The sequence below is a fragment of the Rudaeicoccus suwonensis genome (assembly GCF_007829035.1).
GTDB classification, from domain to species: Bacteria; Actinomycetota; Actinomycetes; order Actinomycetales; family Dermatophilaceae; genus Rudaeicoccus; species Rudaeicoccus suwonensis.
The window spans coordinates 880,732-897,485 of record NZ_VIVQ01000001.1 but is presented as its reverse complement, the minus strand read 5'-3'; the positions used below and the strand labels follow the sequence as shown (position 1 = coordinate 897,485).

Sequence of the window (16,754 nt, the reverse complement as noted above, 5' to 3'; positions counted from 1 at the left end):
CGAAGGATCCAGCATGCATCGCAGTGCCCCTGCCGCGTTCGTCGCGGCCGTGTTGAGCGCCGCGATGCTCTGCGGTTGTTCGGCCGCAACCCATCACGCCGCCACCGTCTCGACCGCCCACTCGTCACGTCCCTCGAAGTCGCAGGTGATCGGCGGCGCCAGTCGCGCAATCGAGCGGCTTGCAGGTACCAGCGCATCCAGCAAGCAGCGCATCACCTGGCTGACGACCTGCGTTGCGGACCGGACCTACACCCACCTGAGCACCAACACGTTGACATTGCTCGCGGCGAGCAACCTCGCCCAGATCTCGTCGCCCGACCAGAAGGTGCTCTCCGAGGCCGTCACTGCCTGCCAGAATCAACTGGCGTAGCAACTCCCCTCATCAAGGTGAGCGTCTGTATGCCGCTGCCCGGTGACCACCATCGACATCGTTGCGCGGCAGGCGGAGCCACGCGGATGCAACCGATCGACGACATCTCGCGTCATACCGATCAGACACACCCGATCAGACGACGTCACACGCGTCGACCACAGTCAACGGATCAGCGAGGGAACACGTATGAGCACATCAGCCAGAACCAAGGTCACCGTCGCCGCTGCCCTCCTCGCCGTGCCGACGCTGCTGACCGGCTGCGGAGGCGGATTCGGGCACGCAGCCGCCGGCACGCCCAGTAGTGCGGGGACACCGGTGCCCAGCGTGACCCCGTCGCAGGGCGATGAGTCGCCGGGTGTCAACAACCAGGGCAAGCCGAGCCCGGCAGCCGTGACCAATGGTCTGAGCGACTACCTCGCGAGCAAGGGTGTGCCGCAGCGGCTGGTCTCCGGAGCGATCAGCTGCGTCATCACCAAGGGGTACGACGACCTGTCCGCGCAAACCCTCATCGCGCTGCGCGACCACAACCTCAAGGGCATCAGCCCGCTCGACAGCGCAACGCTGGCCAAGGACACCGGCGAATGCCTGATCGGCGGGCCAGCCTCCACACAGTCGAACGACCAGACATCCGGCACCTGAGGCTCGATCGACGTCACCGCTCAGGTGGAGACGTCCTGACCGCCGGCACTGCCGGTGACGTGGGTCAGGTCGTGCGGCCCGAAAGCCTGCGGCAGCACCTCGCTCATCGGCAGCACACCCTGTGGGGTCAGCAGCAGACAGTTCGGACCGCCGTGCTCCCACAGCAGCTGACGGCACCGGCCGCACGGCATGAGCGGCTCGCTGCGCGCGTTGACGCACGCCACTGCCGTCAGCAGACCGCCACCTCCACGCACGAGCTCGCTGACCATCCCGCACTCGGCGCACAACGTCACGCCATACCCGGCGTTCTCGACATTGCAGCCGGACACGACCCGGCCGTCGTCGACGAAGCCGGCCACTCCCACCGCGAAGTGGCTGTATGGCGCATACGCGTGATGCATCGCCTCGACGGCATGTGCCGTCAGGGCGTCCCAGTCGACGTCGGCCACGGGGTCAGCCCTTGACGTAGGGCTCGCCGTCAGCGGCGGGTGCCCGAACGCGTCCGACCAGACCGGCCACCGCGAAGATCGTGGCCAGGTAGGGCAGCATCGCCAGCAGGTTGGTGTCGATCTTCACCGGCGTCGCGAGCAGCGACAGCGTCGTCTGCAGCGCGCTGGCGAAACCGAAGAACAACGCCGCACCGAGGGCGCCCCGCGGTGTCCACCGGCCGAAGATCAAGGCCGCCAGGGCAATGAAGCCTTGCCCTGATGTCATGTCCTTGTTGAACGAGCCCACCGAACCGATCGTCAGCGCCGCACCGGCGACACCGGCGACGCAGCCACCGAGGATGACGTTCTTGTAGCGCAGCCGCAGGACGTTGATGCCCATGGTGTCGGCGGCCTTGGGGTGCTCACCGACGGCACGCGTGCGCAGACCCCACCGCGAGCGGATCAGCATGAAGTCGATCACGAACACGATGACGTACATCAGGTAGACGATGACGTTCTGGTTGAACAACAACGGACCGATCACCGGGATGTCGCCCAGCACCGGGATCTTGATGTTGCTGAAGGTCGACGGAGAGTTCGTGCCGCCGGAGTTGTTGGCCATGACCGCGTCATACAGATACCCGGTCAGGCCCAGCGCGAAGGCGTTGAGCACGACGCCGAGGATCACCTGGTTGACCAGGAACTTGATGGAGAACACCGCAAGCAGTGCGCCCATCAGACCGCCGATGACGGCAGCGGCGATCAGGCCGACCCAGCTGCTCGACAGCGTGCCGAACAGCGCGCCGGCGAAGGCCCCGAAGAGCATCTGGCCCTCGATGGCGACGTTGATGACACCGGATTTCTCACACAGCACACCCGACATGGCGCCCAGGATCAGCGGAGTCGCGAGCAGCAGGGTCTGCTGCAGCAGCGCCGCAACCTGGATCGACTGCTTGCCGGTGGTGCCGGTCCACGCGAGGAACGCCACGATGAACAGCAGCGCGACCGTGATGCCGACCCAACGCAGCTGCTTCTTGCCGAAACCGCGGGCGATCTGAGCGACACCGAGCACGACGATGATCACGCCGAGCACGAAGCACATGGCCTTGCCCGGCAGCGAGAACTTCGGCACCTGGATGCCGGTTCCGGCGACGTTGAGGTCGAACTGGGTGGAGTGCTTGCCGGCGCTCAGGCCCAGAGCCAGGATCGTCAGCAGGCCGAGTATGACGATGGCCGCACCGATGGCCACCCGCCGTGTCGGTGACATGCGCACCTCGACGATGCGCTGGGCGACCACCTGGTCGGGCGCGACCTCGACGGTCTGGGTCTCGATCTGCTCGCTCATCCGTTCCACCCCTTCGCCAGCACGGCCGAGCCGGACGACTCACTCTTGCGCAATCGGAACACCAGCCGGATCAGACCGGGGGCCGCGATGAACAGCACGACCAGCGCCTGCAGCACCTGCACGAGGTCAGGGGGTGTGGCCGTGGCCACCTGCAGTTGGCTGCTGCCGGCGGTGAGGGCGCCGAAGAGCAGACCTGCCCAGAAGGTGCCCCAGGCACCACCGCGACCCAACAGCGCCACCGTGATGGCGGTGAAGCCGACACCGCCGTCGACGCTGGCGGTCACCTGGTAGTTGTTGGCGACCCCGAGGATCTGGGACACACCCGCCAGGCCTGCAAGCGCACCCACGATGACCATCACCCAGATGTAGGTGCGGGCGGTGCTGATGCCCGCGGTGCGCGCGGCGTTCTGGTTGGCACCGACGGCGCGCAGCCGGAATCCGAAGGTGCCGAATTTCAGCAGCCACCAGACGAAGACGGTCGCTGCGATGGCCAGCACGAACGAGAAGTTCACGCGCAGGTCGGACCCGAACAGATGCCAGAACTGGGCATTGGGCGCAACGGTGCGTGAGACCGCCTGGTTGAACGGCGGTGCCTGGAACCAGGTTTCGGCCAGCAGATAGTTGATGAAGTAGACCGCGACGTAGTTGAGCATGATCGTGGTGATCACCTCATGCGCGCCGGTCCGCGCTTTGAGCAGGCCGGCGATGCCCGCCCAGATCGCGCCGCCGATGATGCCGCCGATGATCGCGACGATGATGTGGATCCCCGCCGGCAGGTGCCAAGCGAAACCGATGTAGCCCGCCAGCGCGGCCGACATCAGGATCTGGCCCTGGGCGCCGATGTTGAACAGGCCGGCGCGGAACGCCAGAGCGACCGACAGCCCGGCCAGGATCAGCGGTGTGGCGTAGACCAGCGTCTCGGACAGCGGCGCCAGCGTCTGGGTGCCGCTCGGGTTGTAGATCGCGCCCTCGAAGAGCGCGACATACGCGTCCTTGACCGCCCACCAGGCGGCATTGAAGGTTGCGCCGGGGTCGGCGAAGAAATAACGCGCGCTGTCGCGGGTGGGGGTGTCGGACACCACGATCAGGATCGCGCCGACGATCATCGCGCAGATGACCGCCAGCACCGTGACGATCGCGGGATGGTCGCTGCGCAGGATCTGCAGGATCGTCTGCTGGGTGCGGTCACCGCTACGCGCCTCGGCGCGGCTCAGCAACGAATCTCCCTCGGCCGCCTCGCTTGTGGCTACCGCGCCCTCGGCAACGCCCGTGTCCTGAGCGGTGGTGCCGTCGGCCGCAGTGCCTTCGGCGGCATTGTCGGTGACGGCATTGTCGGTGACGGCATTGTCGGTGACGGCATTGTCGGTGACGGCATTGTCGGTGACGGCATTGTCGGTGACGGCATTGTCGGTGACGGCATTGTCGGTGACGGCATTGTCGGTGACGGCATTGTCGGTGACGGCATTGTCGGTGACGGCATTGTCGGTGACGGCATTGTCGGTGACGGCATTGTCGGTGACGGCATTGTCGGTGACGGCATTGTCGGTGACGGCATTGTCGGTGACGGCATTGTCGGTGACGGCATTGTCGGTGACGGCATTGTCGGTGACGGCATTGTCGGTGACGGCATTGTCGCCGGCTGCCGTGTCGGTTGTGGACTCCGGCGCGTCGCCGGAGTCCTGCGGCGGCTGTCCGGATGGGGTGCTCATGCGCTCTCCTTGCTCTCACCCGCGGTGTGGCCCGCCATCAGCAGACCGAATTCCTCGGCCGAGGCGGTCGGCGGCAGTTCGCCGATGACGCGCCCGGCATACATCACTCCGACCCGGTCGGCCAGGCCGATCACCTCGTCCAGTTCGGTGCTGACCAGCAGCACGGCGGCGCCACGGTCACGCTCGGCGACGATCCGTTTGTGCACGAACTCCATCGATCCGACGTCGACACCACGGGTGGGCTGAGAGACGACCAGCAGCCGCAGCGGCCGCGACATCTCGCGGGCGAGCACGACCTTCTGCTGGTTGCCGCCGGACAGCGTCGAGGCGGCCGCGTCGATGGACGGTGTGCGCACGTCGAACTCGTCGACGCGCTCCCGGGCGTTGCTCTCGATCTCTTTGAGATTCAACGAGATCGACGTGCCGTATGGCGCTCGGTCGTGCAGGTCGAGCACGAGATTCTCGGCAATGGAGAAGCTGCCGATCAGCCCGTCGTGCAGCCGGTCCTCCGGCACATAGCCGACGCCCTTGTCCAGGATCGCGTCGGTGCCGGCCGAGGTGATGTCCTGCCCGTCGAGGCGCACCGTGCCGTGCTGCACCTCGGTGAGTCCCACGATCGCCTCGGTGAGCTCGGACTGCCCGTTGCCCTGCACGCCCGCCAGCGCATAGATCTCACCGGCGCGCACATCGAGGGACACGTCGTCGACGAGCACCTGGCCGGACGGGTCGATCACACGCAGATCCTCGATCTGCAGCACCGGCTCGCCGGGCTTGGCGGGCTCTTTGTCCACCCGCAGTTGCACCGGGCGGCCCACCATGAGCGCGGCGAGCTCGGCCGGGCTGGCGGAGGGTTCGGCGCTGCCGACGACCTTGCCGCGCCGGATCACGGTGATCTTGTCGGCGATGGCGCGGACCTCACGCAGTTTGTGGCTGATGAAGACGATGGAGGTACCGCCCTCCTTGAGGGATCGCATGACGTCCATCAGATGGTCGGTCTCCTGCGGCGTCAGCACAGCGGTCGGCTCGTCCAGGATCAGCACCTTCGCATGCCGCGCCAGCGCCTTGAGGATCTCGACGCGCTGCTGGATACCGACCGGGAGGTCCTCGACCAGCACGTCGGGGTTGACCTCGAGATGGTGCTCATGGGACAGCTGCTGGACGACCTCACGGGCCTTCTTGCGGTCCAGCATGCCGGCGCTCTTGGTGTATTCGTCACCGAGCATGACGTTCTCGGCGACCGTCAGCACCGGCACGAGCATGAAGTGCTGGTGCACCATCCCGATGCCCGCGGCCATCGCATCGCCCGGCCCCTTGAAGACGACCGGCTTGTCGTCGACGAGAATCTCGCCCTCGGTCGGGTCGTACAGCCCGTAGAGCACGTTCATCAGCGTCGACTTGCCGGCGCCGTTCTCGCCCAGCAGAGCGTGGATCTCCCCCGGCTCCACGACCAGATCGATGTGATCGTTGGCGACGAGCGAGCCGAATCTTTTGGTGATGCCTCGAAGCTCGAGCTTCACGCCATACCCTCCTGCGTAGGTGTCGGGGCTGTCCGGTGCCGGGTCGGCCCCCAGCAGGAGGCCATGAGCTCCGTCATACAAAACACAGAGCAGGGCGAGCCTACGTGGCCCGCCCTGCCCCGGAAAGCGTTACTGCTTCGGCTGGCTCGGCGAGGTGATCGTGATCGCGCCGGACGCGATCTCGCCCTTGATCTTGGTGATCTGCGCCTGCAGCGAGGCCGGAACCTTCGACTGCCACTGGTTGTACGGCGCGAGGCCGACTCCGTCGTTGCTCAGCGTGCCGATGTAGTTGCCGGTCGGGAAGGTGCCGCTGGACACCGACTTCAGGTAGGCCTCGACACCACCGGCGAGGTTCTTGGTGGCGCTGGAGATGAAGTACTTGCAGTACTGCGCTGCGCTCTCGCAGCCGTCGGTGTCGACCCAGATCAGGTTGAGCTTGCCACCGGAGGCCGCCGCTGCGGCGCCGGCACCGAGGCCCGAACCGCCGGCAACCGGGAAGACGATGTCGGCGCCCTGCGCCTCCATCTGCTGGGTGATCGACTTGCCCTTGTTCTGGTCGGTGAACGACCCGGAGAACGTGCCGCCCTTCTGGTTCTTCTCGTTCCAGCCCAGGACGTTGACGCTCTTGGAGTTCTCCTTGTTGTAGTACTGCACGCCCTCCCAGAAGCCGTCCATGTAGATCGTCACGGGGGGAATGTTGAGACCGCCCCAGGTGCCGACCGTGCCGGTCTTGGTCATGCCGGCCGCGAGATACCCGGCCAGAAAGCCGGCCTGCGCGGTGTTGTACTGAATGCCGTAGATGTTCGAGATCCCCTGGTTGGAGTCGTCGATCTCGGCGAAGTGCACCTTGGGGAACTGCTTGGCCGCGCCGGCCACCGCGTCACCCATCAAGCCACCGACAGCAATCACGGTGTCGCAGCCGGACTGCGCGAACTTGGTGAGGTTCGGGGTGTAGTCACTGCCGGAGTTGGACGGGACGTACTGGATGCTGATGTTCGGGTTGGCCTGGTGGGCTGCCTGCATGCCGGCCCAGGAGTTCTCGTTGAACGACTTGTCGTCGACACCACCGGTGTCGAGCACCATGCAGGCCTTGATCTTGTTGCCGGTCGCCGTGCCGGTGGTACCACCGGTCGAGCCGCTCGCACTGGAGCTGGTCGCCGGCTTGCTGCCACAACCTGCAAGAGCCATCGCTGCCACGGCGGACACAGCCGCAATCTTCATCACCGGTCGCACGGTGTCTCCTTCGTCAGTGTTATCCCTCGGATTCGAGGGCCCGGTACGCGTGCAACATTGCCGACAGAACGGGGCCATCGCCACGCCATCAGCGGCGTGATCGCTCACCCTACCGGGGCGTTCATCGGCTGTCTGCCTCCCCGGAGCACCCGCTGCCGAACTGTTACCTAGTGCCGCACCTGTCCCACGACTGTGCCCGCGCTGTGCAGTTGGTGCCCGATCGACCGGCCGCGAGACGTTCGCCCACCCGTGCGATGGTGTGCAGCGCGTCAGAGGGAGGGCCCGGACCGACCCGTGGACACAGCCGTCGACGAGAGCAGTGCCGCCGTCGCCAGCATCCGGGTGCCGACACCGATCGCGCGCTCGTCGATCTGCAGGTCGCCCTGGTGGAGTTCGTAGGTCGCACCCCCTGGCGTCCGTGTGCCCAGACGCGCCATGGCGCCGGTCCGGTCGCGCAGCATCCAGGAGAAATCCTCGCCGCCGAGGGACTGTCGGGTGCTCACGGCTGCCGCGGGGCCTTGCGTCATACGTACTGCGTCGGCGAGCAGGGCGACCGCGACGGGATCGTTGACCACGGGCGGCACGCCGCGCACATGCTGCACGTCGGCATGCACGTTGTACGGCGCGACGACTCCGTGGATCAGTTCGGTGACGAGGCCGCCGATCGTGTTCCACGCGTCGGCATCGAGCATCCGCAGGGTGCCGACGACTCGGCCGGTGGCAGGTATGACGTTGGCCGCGTTGCCCGCACTCACGGTTCCCCACACCAACGCGGCGCCGGCGCGAGGATCCAGCCGGCGTCCCAGCGCAGCAGGCACGTCGGTGAGGACCTTACCGAGGGCGAACGTCAGGTCGGCGGTGAGATGCGGCCGTGAGGTGTGGCCACCGGGACCGGTGAGCGTCACATCGATCAGATCGCAGGCCGCGGTGATGGGACCGGCTGCCAGCCCGACGCTGCCCACATCGACACTGGGATCGCAGTGCACCGCGAAGATCCGGTGGACGTCGTCGAGGACTCCCGCGTCGAGCAGGTCGTGGGCACCGCCGGGTACGACTTCCTCCGCCGGCTGGAAGACCACACGCACCGCCGCGTCGGCTGCGACCAGCAGGTGTTGCAGACGTTTCAACGCAAGCGCCGCACCCAGCACCACGACGGTGTGCACGTCATGCCCACAGGCGTGGCAAACTCCGGGAACCGTTGAGGCATAAGGCAATCCGCTGCGCTCGGGCACGGGTAGCGCGTCGAGGTCAGCCCGGAGGCCGACCAGGTGCGTCGGGTTGTCCGCCCCGATGTCGGCGACGAGTCCGGTGCGCGGCAGGTTGCGGGTGTCGATGTCGGCTGCGTGCAGCGCCGTGCGAACCAGATCGGTCGTGCGCGTCTCGGTGAACGCCGTCTCGGGATGCGCGTGGAGGTCGCGGCGCCAGTCGATGAGTTGCGGTGTCAACTGGTCGATCTCGGCGCTGACCAGGCTGCTGGGGCTGAGCACGCCGGCTTGGATCGGCGACAGCTCGGACGGCGTTTCGGATCGGGGAGACGTCACAGGCGGATCATCCCAGCACCCGAGCGAGGTCGGCGACCAGGCCCGGACCGCGGTAGATCAATCCGCTGTAGACCTGCACCAGGCTCGCTCCGGCGTCGAGCAGCGCCTGGCCGTCGGCGCTGGTCATCACTCCCCCGACACCGATGACCGGCAGGCGCGAGCGTTCGGCGACACGAGCCACGACATACCGAGCGCGGCGGGTGAGAGGCGCACCGGACAGACCACCGACCTCGTCGGCGAGCGGCAGATCTCTGGGCGCTAAGCCGTCACGGGCGAGGGTGGTGTTGGTGGCGATGATGCCGCTGGCGTCGGCCCGCTGAGCGACCTCGATCACGTCGTCGATGGCCTCGTCGCTGAGGTCGGGCGCGATTTTGACGAAGATGGGTGTGCGGCTGAGTTCGCCTGCGGCCGTGACAATTTCGGCGAGCAGCTCGGCGAGGGGCTCCTTGTCCTGCAGGGACCGCAGACCGGGAGTGTTCGGACTCGAGACGTTGACGGCGAAGTAGTCGGCATACGCGTCCAGGGCCCGCAGGCTCGTCAGGTAGTCCCGGGTGGCCTTCTCGACCGGTGTGGTCTTGGTCTTGCCGATGCTGACGCCGACAGGTATGCCGACCGGGCCGTTGTCGCGCAGCCGAGTCGCCAGTGCCACCGCGCCGTCGTTGTTGAAGCCCATCCGGTTGATGATCGCGTCGCTGGAGCGTAGTCGGAACAGCCGTGGCTGCGGATTGCCCGGCTGGGCCTGCGCGGTGACCGTGCCGAGTTCGACGTGGCCGAATCCGAGGTGCGACCAGGCGCGCAGTGCGATGCCGTTCTTGTCGACGCCGGCCGCGAGGCCCACGCGGTTGGGGAATGTGATGCCGGCGACCTCGACCGGAGACGCGTGCGTCGCGGTGAGCCGTGACAGCAGCTTGAGCGAGATCCGGCGATCGCTGAGGCGGGCCAGCCGCTCGAGGGTGGCGTGATGCGCGGCCTCGGCGTCGCCGTCACCCAGGCGGAACAGCGCGGGACGGACCGCCCGGTAACCCCAGTCCAGCGTCACCGTACGAGCGTTCATGTCCAGCAGCCTACGGGTGGACAGCAGGGAACCGGACCGGGCGCCATTCGTGCGGACCTACGCACCGCCGGACTCACCTCAGCGATCTTCGACACCAGGGCGGGAATTGCGTGCACCACGTCGAATATCGCCCGAGCAACCTCCTGGATATTCGACGCCAGCGCGGCTGTTGCGTGCACCACGTTGAATGTCGCGCAGCGGGTCACCGTGGGGCTCAGCGCGTCATACCAACTCGCCGCGGCCCTCCGACTTGAGCCGCTGGACCACGAGCTTGACGTCCTGCGCGCGATCGCGCCGGGTCACCAGAACGGCATCGGGTGTGTCGATGACGATGATGTCGTCGACACCAAGCGTGGCCACCAGGCGGCCAGACCTCGGCGCGATCACCCCGGTGCTTTGCTCAGCAACTACGAGCGTGTCGTTGCCGAGCACCGTGATGCCGTCGGTGTCGGTCAGCAGCGCGGCGAGAGAGTCGAAGTCGCCGATGTCGTCCCAGTCGAAATCACCAGGTATGACGGCGACTCGTCCGTCGGCTGCGGCGGGTTCGGCGATGGCCTTGTCGATCGCGATCTCTGTCAGCCGCGGCCACATCTCGGTCAGTCGTAGTGGGTTGTCGGCGATGGAGCGAACTCCCTCGGCCAGACCCGGCTGATAGTGGTCGAGCATGTCCAGCAGCACCGCGGCCCGCACCACGAACATGCCGGCGTTCCAGCGGTAGTCGCCACTGTCGACATACCGCTGGGCCCGGTCTGCATCGGGCTTCTCCACGAACGACTCGACCCCGCGGGCACGCGGTGCACCATCGATGTCCAGCGGTGCGCCAAGCTTGATGTAGCCGAAACCCGTTGCGGGGCCCGTGGGTTCGATGCCGATGGTCACCAGCGCACCCGTGCGCGCCACCGCAACCGCCTCGCGGACGCTGGACCGGAAGGATTCGTCGTCACGGATGATGTGGTCGGCGGCGAACGAACCGATGATCGCGTCGGGGTCACGCTGCTCGAGGATGGCGGCCGCGAGCCCGATCGCCGGCATCGACTCCCGGGGCGAGGGCTCCACCAGCAGCGAATCGATGCCGAGGTCTGGCAGTTGTTCGCGCACCTCGTGCGAATGCCGCAGACCCGTGACGATCAGCAGTCGCTCCTGCGACAGGGGCGCCAGCCGGTCGACGGTGCCCTGCAGCAGTGACCAGCCGGACCCGGTCAGGTCGTGCAGGAACTTCGGCGAACCCGCACGCGACAACGGCCACAACCTGGTGCCCGATCCACCCGCCGGAATCACCGCCCAGAATCCCTCGATGGGACCCTCGCTGACGTCAGACATGCTGCAGACGCTAGTCCACGACGTTCACCCGACGATCATCGGAGCGTGTGCTCACGGTTCACCGCGATTCCACCGCGGCCCGCAACGCTTTCGTCGTGCGAGTTGCGATCGTGACCGAGTCGTTCCTGCCCACCCTCAACGGGGTCACCACCAGCGTCTGTCGCGTGCTGGACCACTTCGCCGACAACGGTCACGACGCGGTCGTGATCTGCCCGGGACCAGCGCCTGCGTCATACCGCGGATTCGAGGTCCGCACCGTGCGCGGGGTGATGCTGCGCGGGTTTCGCGTGGGGCTGCCGACGTTCGAGATGGAGCGCATCCTCGAAGGGTTCGCGCCGGACGTCGTCCATGCTGCGTCCCCTTTCGGGCACGGCGCGAGAGGTCTGGCGGCGGCACGCAATCTGGGCCTGCCGACTGTCGCGATCTATCAGACGGACATGCCTGCCTATCTGTCCCAACACGCCGGGCCGGTGTCTCGCGGCATACAGAACGCATCGTGGCGATGGGTGCGGCACCTGCACTCGCTCGCCGACATGACGCTGGCGCCGAGCTCGTCGACCATGAACGAGCTTGTGGATCATGGGATTCCGCGAGTTGCGCTCTGGGGACGCGGCGTCGACACCGTGACCTACAGTCCGGAGCTGGGGACCGATGAGCAGGTGCGTGACCTGCGCCGGTGCCTGGCTCCGTGCGGCGAGACCATCGTCGGGTATGTCGGTCGGTTGGCTCCGGAGAAGGAGCTTCATCGACTCGCCGAGCTCAGCAGGATTCCCGGTATCTCGCTTGCCGTCGTCGGTGACGGTCCGAGCCGTGACCGGCTGGAGCGGCTGCTGCCGAAGGCGCACTTTTTGGGGTTCCGCGAGGGCACGGAGCTGGCCCGGGCGTATGCCGCTCTCGACGTCTTCGTCCACACCGGCTGCCACGAGACCTTCGGGCAGACGCTGCAGGAGGCGATGGCCACCGGCCTGCCCGTCGTGGCACCGGCCGCCGGAGGTCCGCTGGACATCGTGCGACCTGGCGTCACCGGCCTGCTCTTCGATCCGCATCGCCCAGGCGCTTTGCGCGAGGCGGTCGGCGGCCTGATCGCGGACCAGCCGATGCGGCTGCGGATGGGGGCGTCGGGCCGCGCCAAGGTGGAGGCTCGCAGTTGGGCGGCTGTGGCCGGACAGTTGCTGGAGTTCTACGCCGACGTCATCAGCCCGGCATACGCGCGTCGACGGGCCGCCTGAACCGAACCAGCCGGTTGTCGAGCCCGACCTGCGCCCGCCGCTGCCGCTACCGTGTGCACGGTGCCGTCCATCCACCGAACCCGCCGCACTGATCTGACGGTCTTTGCGATCTTCTCGGCGACGTTCGCCTATCTGCTGGCACGCTGCTTCATCGGCGTAGATTTCAACGACGGCTCGTACGTCATCGCACTCGCGCGACGGATGGCCGCAGGTCAGGCGCCGTTGTCCAGCGAGATGGACGGTCACACGCTCGGGTCGATGTTCGCCGTGCCGTTCACGTGGGTGTGGATCTCCGCGTTCGGCATCACCGCGCTGGTCGCGGCCTCGAAGGCGTTCGCGGCAGTGTGGATCGCGGGCGCGACCTACGCGTCATACCGGGCGTTGGCTCCGCTGTTCAGCCGTGTCCCGACTGCGCTGACGATGTGCGCGATGTGCCTGGCTCTGCCCTACTCCCTCATCGTCACCAGCTACAACACGGTGCCGATGTTCGGTCTGCTGCTGGCGACGTGCGCGGGCTATCGGACGATCTCGTCCTACAGCCGCCGCTGGACCATCACCACCTCCCTCGCTGCCACACTCGCCGTCGTCGGCTTCCCGATCGTCGGAGTCGCCGCCGTTCTCCTGCTCATCGCCGTGATCTGGTGTTGCCGGCACCGCGGTGTCAGCACCAAAGACCTGCTGACTGACGTGCTCGCACCATGTCTGATCGTCGCAGTGTTGCTGGCGGCGTTCGTCCTCGCGGTGCCCGGCCTGTCGGCGGTGCGTGAATCACTTCACGTGCAAAGTGCGAGCCGTCAGGGCGCCGGGAGCCTGAGCTTGCTCACCGGCTTCATCTCGCACGAGCTGAGCTACTTCACCACCGCAGGCAAGTTCCCGCTGGCACTGGCTGCCGCCATCGTGGCTGCGCTGATGCGCAAACCACTGCTGATCGTGCTGGCCAGCCTGATCTCGGGATTGCTGCTGTTCGACTTCGCCACCAACATGCCCTCCCCCAACACCCTGGCGATCAACGCCGGGCTTTTTCCTGCGCCGATGGCAATGCTGGTGACCATCACCTGGCTGCCCATCGCGATCCGCGTCGCCGTCACCTCACCCCGCTACCGCGGATTCCTGCTGCTGTCACTGACCGCGTTGCCCGCGGCGGCCGGAGTGCAAATGGTGACCGCATCCGGCTACGACTACGGCGCCGCCATGGACGGCCTCGCGCCCTTCACCGCCGCTGTCCTGCTCGGTTTCGGTCTGCACGTCTGGCAGCCGAGTATGGCGCGGGCCTGGCGCCTGAGCGCCGTCATACCGCTCGCGATCACCGGCATGTGCCTGACCGCGGTGGTCTTTCAGGAGGGTCCGGTCTTCCAGCACCGCACGCTGGTGACCTCCGGGCCGGCGGCCGGGCTGTGGGTCGCGGACAACTCCCTCGGTGCGCAACACGCAACGCAAACTCTCACCGCAGCCTGTCCGGCTCACGCCCGGGCGCTGCTGGTGGGTCTGCCCGGCATCTACCTGTGGCTGCCGGCGCGCAGCGCGGCCACGGTCTCCTGGCTGGCGATGGACTCGGTGCGGTACATCCCGTTGAAGGCACAGCTGGCCAGGCACGCCGACTGCGTGATCGCCACACCGCTCGATGACTTCACGCCACCACTCGCCGCCGACAAGAACGTGCAGCAACAACTGCTCCGAGGAATGCGCGCAGCAACGCCACCCATCGTCGTCGAGACCTCAGCCGTACACGGTCCGGTCGTCATGCAGACCTACGTGCGCGACGGTGGTTCATAGCGCTGATGCTCCAGACATCCTCTGTCGATCCGGTCAGGGGGCGAGCACCGGACAACGCCCGTCGGTGCCCCGGCGCAGATCGAAGGCGTCGAACGTCAGCCGCTGCCCATCGAGCAGCCGCACGGTGCGTGACAGCTCAGGAGCCCCGTCGGTTGCCGCCTCGGGCAGGGCCACCGGTCCGGCGTAGCTGACGAGCGCGCACACCGGCCGAGGCGAGAACAAGCCCTCCCAGAACGGCACATCCGAGGCGATTGCCCGCAGCTGACCGGGCGGTTGCGCCTGATGGATGCCGAACCACTCATATCCACCGTCGATCTCAGCGGCAGGAACACCGCGGGCAGCCACGTCTGCAGCGAGTTGCCAACGGGCGCCGTCGTTCGCCGCAGCCGCATCGACCACGAAGATCGAACACGCCGCCCACCCGATCAGCCCCGCACCGAAGACAATCCGTGCCGCGCTATTCACGGCGTGGGTGCGCAGGGCAAGATCGATCAGCACCGCTGCGGCAAAGGGCACGATCGGCAGGAGATAGCGGTCGTAGACCACGCCACCGGTCAGCCGGTAGACGCCGGCCACCGACACGAACATCACGACGACAAAACTCGCGCACACCAACCGCGACACCGACGCGCTCCGCTCGACGTCGTCGAGCATCGTGCGCCCCACGTCCGCTGCCACGCCAGGACCCTCCCGCGCACTTATGCGAGCCGTCACCGAACCGGCCAGCGGAAGCGCCACTGCGAGCACGATCACCAGTCCGCACAGACCCGCTCCCAGGTTGACCGCCTGCCACACCGATCCGGAGAAGATGTCCGGAGCCGAGCCGGTCAGGGTCTGGGAGTATGACGGTGTCTGCGCCAGGTAGTTCCCCAGCACCACCGTGGCGCGTCTGGTCAGATAGGCATACGCGGCGCCGATGACGATGGCGACCGGTATGACGGCCAGAAGTCGCCGAGGATGCCGTCTCACCTGCGACACGACCAGCGCGATCAGCAGCACCACCACCGGCGCGAGTTGCAGGGCGAGAGTGAATCCCTCGGCGAAGGGGGCACTCAGTTGGCGTTTCAGCGTGACCGAGGCTGCCGTCGTGCGATGTGGCCCGGGGAACGAGTCGCGCCATACGTACAGCCCCGCCGCGACGATCTGCACGAGGATGGTCGCGCCCACCGCCAGCCGGACGTCGCGGGAGCGCAGCTTCCGCCCCCGCTGGATCAGCAGACAGACCACCGCAGTGACCGGCACCGCCACGGCGTACTCACGAATGGTGAAACCGACCAAGCCGAAAACCAGCATCAGCCACCACCAGCGCATCGAGATCCGCATTGGCCGCAGCGCGTGGATCAGTGCCCACAGGCCCAACGCCTCGAAACACATCGCCGGGATGTCGCTCATGAAGGACGCACTGAGCGTGCCGAAGATCGGGCCGACCGCGACCAGCACGATCACCGCGAGCGTCCACCCCAGCGACAGGAACCGCCGCACCGTCACGCCGATGGCCGTCAGCGTGACCACGGCGAGCACCATCACCAGCAATTGCAGCGCCAGTCGCGAGTCCCCCACCACCGCGACGACCGGACGGGCGAGGGTCGTCTGGCCGAGCAAAAACGTCGTCGTCCACTGATCCGGTGCGAACAATCCACCGCTACGCGCCGTCCGGAAGGTCGTGACGTAATACGTCCAGTCGTCGTTGCGCGGTATGCCGAGCGCCCCGCGCAGACCCGCGATCGCGCCCGACAACGCAACGGCAGCGACCGCAACTGTTGCAATCGCTGCCGTATGACGACGTGCCTGCCGCACCTCGTGCGCCGTGGTCACCGCCTCAGCGGGCGGACTTCTTGGAGTGCAGGAAGTCTTGGTTCAGCTGGTTGATGACATCCAGCGGAATCTCCTTGGGGCACGCAGCGGCGCACTCACCGAGATTCTGGCAGCCGCCGAAATCCTCGGCGTCATGCTGGTTGAGCATCTTCACTACGCGCGCCGAGCGCTGCGACTGGCCCTGCGGCAGCTCGCCCAGGTGGGTGATCTTGGCGCCGAGGAACAACATGCCGGAGGCGTTCGGGCAGGCCGCCACGCAGGCACCGCAGCCGATGCAGGTCGCGGCGTCGAACGCGCGATCTGCGGACGGCTTGCGCACCTGCAGGTTGTTGGCCTCGGGCGCGGCGCCGGTGTTGACGGAGACATAACCGCCGGCCTGTATGACGCGGTCCAGAGCCGAGCGGTCGACGATGAGGTCACGCACCGGCGGAAAGGCCGCCGCACGCCACGGCTCGACGGTGATCGTGTCGCCGTCGGAGAAAGAGCGCATGTGCAACTGGCAGGTGGTCGTGACCTCCGGGCCGTGCGCCTGACCGTTGATCATCAGCGAGCACATGCCGCAGATGCCCTCACGGCAGTCGGAGTCGAAGGCCACAGGCTCCTCGCCCTTTTCGATCAGCGACTCGTTGAGCACGTCCAGCATCTCCAGGAACGACATGTCCTCGGAGATGTCGCTGACCGGGTAGGTGACCATCGAGCCCTGCGCGTTCGGGCCGTCCTGACGCCAGATCTGCAGTGTGAGGTTCATCGCCGTCCTCGCGGAGAGTCGCAGTGGATG

Annotated in this window: 14 protein-coding genes; 4 read left to right on the top strand and 10 right to left on the bottom strand. The window is 67.1% G+C overall.

Annotated elements, in window-relative coordinates:
- The first annotated feature begins 13 nt into the window (after nucleotides 1-13).
- Nucleotides 14-370, top strand: a complete 357-nt coding sequence (locus tag BKA23_RS04105; protein WP_145225740.1) for a hypothetical protein — start codon at nucleotides 14-16, stop codon at nucleotides 368-370.
- 189 nt (nucleotides 371-559) lie between these two features.
- Nucleotides 560-1,012, top strand: a complete 453-nt coding sequence (locus BKA23_RS04100) for a hypothetical protein (RefSeq protein WP_145225738.1) — start codon at nucleotides 560-562, stop codon at nucleotides 1,010-1,012.
- 20 nt (nucleotides 1,013-1,032) lie between these two features.
- On the opposite strand, the gene BKA23_RS04095 is transcribed toward BKA23_RS04100, so the two are convergent.
- From BKA23_RS04095 to BKA23_RS04060, 8 genes are all read right to left on the bottom strand, one after another.
- Nucleotides 1,033-1,461, bottom strand: a complete 429-nt coding sequence (locus tag BKA23_RS04095) for a cytidine deaminase (protein ID WP_170226365.1) — start codon at nucleotides 1,459-1,461, stop codon at nucleotides 1,033-1,035.
- Nucleotides 1,462-1,465: 4 nt separating this feature from the next.
- Complete coding sequence (locus tag BKA23_RS04090; RefSeq protein WP_211841586.1) at nucleotides 1,466-2,785, bottom strand: ABC transporter permease; 1,320 nt, start codon at nucleotides 2,783-2,785, stop codon at nucleotides 1,466-1,468.
- Nucleotides 2,782-4,494: an ABC transporter permease subunit gene (locus BKA23_RS17940; protein WP_246104438.1), complete on the bottom strand. Its 1,713-nt coding sequence runs from the start codon at nucleotides 4,492-4,494 to the stop codon at nucleotides 2,782-2,784. The genes BKA23_RS04090 and BKA23_RS17940 overlap by 4 nt, the downstream gene beginning before the upstream one ends.
- Entirely contained in the window at nucleotides 4,491-6,011 is a 1,521-nt protein-coding gene (locus BKA23_RS04080) for an ABC transporter ATP-binding protein (protein ID WP_145225736.1), read from the bottom strand. Before BKA23_RS04080 ends, BKA23_RS17940 begins: the two co-directional genes overlap by 4 nt.
- A gap of 129 nt (nucleotides 6,012-6,140) precedes the next feature.
- The gene (locus tag BKA23_RS04075; protein ID WP_145225734.1) at nucleotides 6,141-7,244 is read right to left on the bottom strand and encodes a BMP family lipoprotein; all 1,104 of its coding nucleotides are present in this window, start codon (nucleotides 7,242-7,244) and stop codon (nucleotides 6,141-6,143) included.
- A gap of 269 nt (nucleotides 7,245-7,513) precedes the next feature.
- Complete coding sequence (locus BKA23_RS04070) at nucleotides 7,514-8,785, bottom strand: amidohydrolase (protein WP_246104437.1); 1,272 nt, start codon at nucleotides 8,783-8,785, stop codon at nucleotides 7,514-7,516.
- Nucleotides 8,786-8,792: 7 nt separating this feature from the next.
- Entirely contained in the window at nucleotides 8,793-9,839 is a 1,047-nt protein-coding gene (locus BKA23_RS04065) for a quinone-dependent dihydroorotate dehydrogenase (protein ID WP_145225732.1), read from the bottom strand.
- A gap of 222 nt (nucleotides 9,840-10,061) precedes the next feature.
- The gene (locus BKA23_RS04060) at nucleotides 10,062-11,159 is read right to left on the bottom strand and encodes a mannose-1-phosphate guanylyltransferase (RefSeq protein ID WP_145225730.1); all 1,098 of its coding nucleotides are present in this window, start codon (nucleotides 11,157-11,159) and stop codon (nucleotides 10,062-10,064) included.
- Nucleotides 11,160-11,206: 47 nt separating this feature from the next.
- Between BKA23_RS04060 and BKA23_RS04055 the strand changes: the two genes are divergently transcribed.
- Complete coding sequence (locus BKA23_RS04055) at nucleotides 11,207-12,388, top strand: glycosyltransferase family 4 protein (RefSeq protein ID WP_246104436.1); 1,182 nt, start codon at nucleotides 11,207-11,209, stop codon at nucleotides 12,386-12,388.
- Nucleotides 12,389-12,448: 60 nt separating this feature from the next.
- Entirely contained in the window at nucleotides 12,449-14,161 is a 1,713-nt protein-coding gene (locus BKA23_RS04050) for a hypothetical protein (RefSeq protein ID WP_145225728.1), read from the top strand.
- Nucleotides 14,162-14,194: 33 nt separating this feature from the next.
- On the opposite strand, the gene BKA23_RS04045 is transcribed toward BKA23_RS04050, so the two are convergent.
- Entirely contained in the window at nucleotides 14,195-15,976 is a 1,782-nt protein-coding gene (locus BKA23_RS04045) for a glycosyltransferase family 39 protein (protein ID WP_145225711.1), read from the bottom strand.
- Nucleotides 15,977-15,980: 4 nt separating this feature from the next.
- Nucleotides 15,981-16,724, bottom strand: coding sequence for a succinate dehydrogenase/fumarate reductase iron-sulfur subunit (locus BKA23_RS04040; RefSeq protein ID WP_145225708.1), 744 nt, complete (start codon nucleotides 16,722-16,724; stop codon nucleotides 15,981-15,983).
- Nucleotides 16,725-16,754: the final 30 nt, after the last annotated feature.

Excerpts from the sequence above, each read along its gene's own strand:
- BKA23_RS04105 (WP_145225740.1), top strand. The coding sequence starts at position 14 with ATGCATCGCAGTGCCCCTGCCGCGTTCGTCGCGGCCGTGTTGAGCGCC.
- BKA23_RS04100 (WP_145225738.1), top strand. The coding sequence starts at position 560 with ATGAGCACATCAGCCAGAACCAAGGTCACCGTCGCCGCTGCCCTCCTC.
- BKA23_RS04090 (WP_211841586.1), bottom strand. The coding sequence starts at position 2,785 with ATGAGCGAGCAGATCGAGACCCAGACCGTCGAGGTCGCGCCCGACCAG.
- BKA23_RS17940 (WP_246104438.1), bottom strand. The coding sequence starts at position 4,494 with ATGAGCACCCCATCCGGACAGCCGCCGCAGGACTCCGGCGACGCGCCG.
- BKA23_RS04065 (WP_145225732.1), bottom strand. The coding sequence starts at position 9,839 with ATGAACGCTCGTACGGTGACGCTGGACTGGGGTTACCGGGCGGTCCGT.
- BKA23_RS04060 (WP_145225730.1), bottom strand. The coding sequence starts at position 11,159 with ATGTCTGACGTCAGCGAGGGTCCCATCGAGGGATTCTGGGCGGTGATT.
- BKA23_RS04040 (WP_145225708.1), bottom strand. The coding sequence starts at position 16,724 with ATGAACCTCACACTGCAGATCTGGCGTCAGGACGGCCCGAACGCGCAG.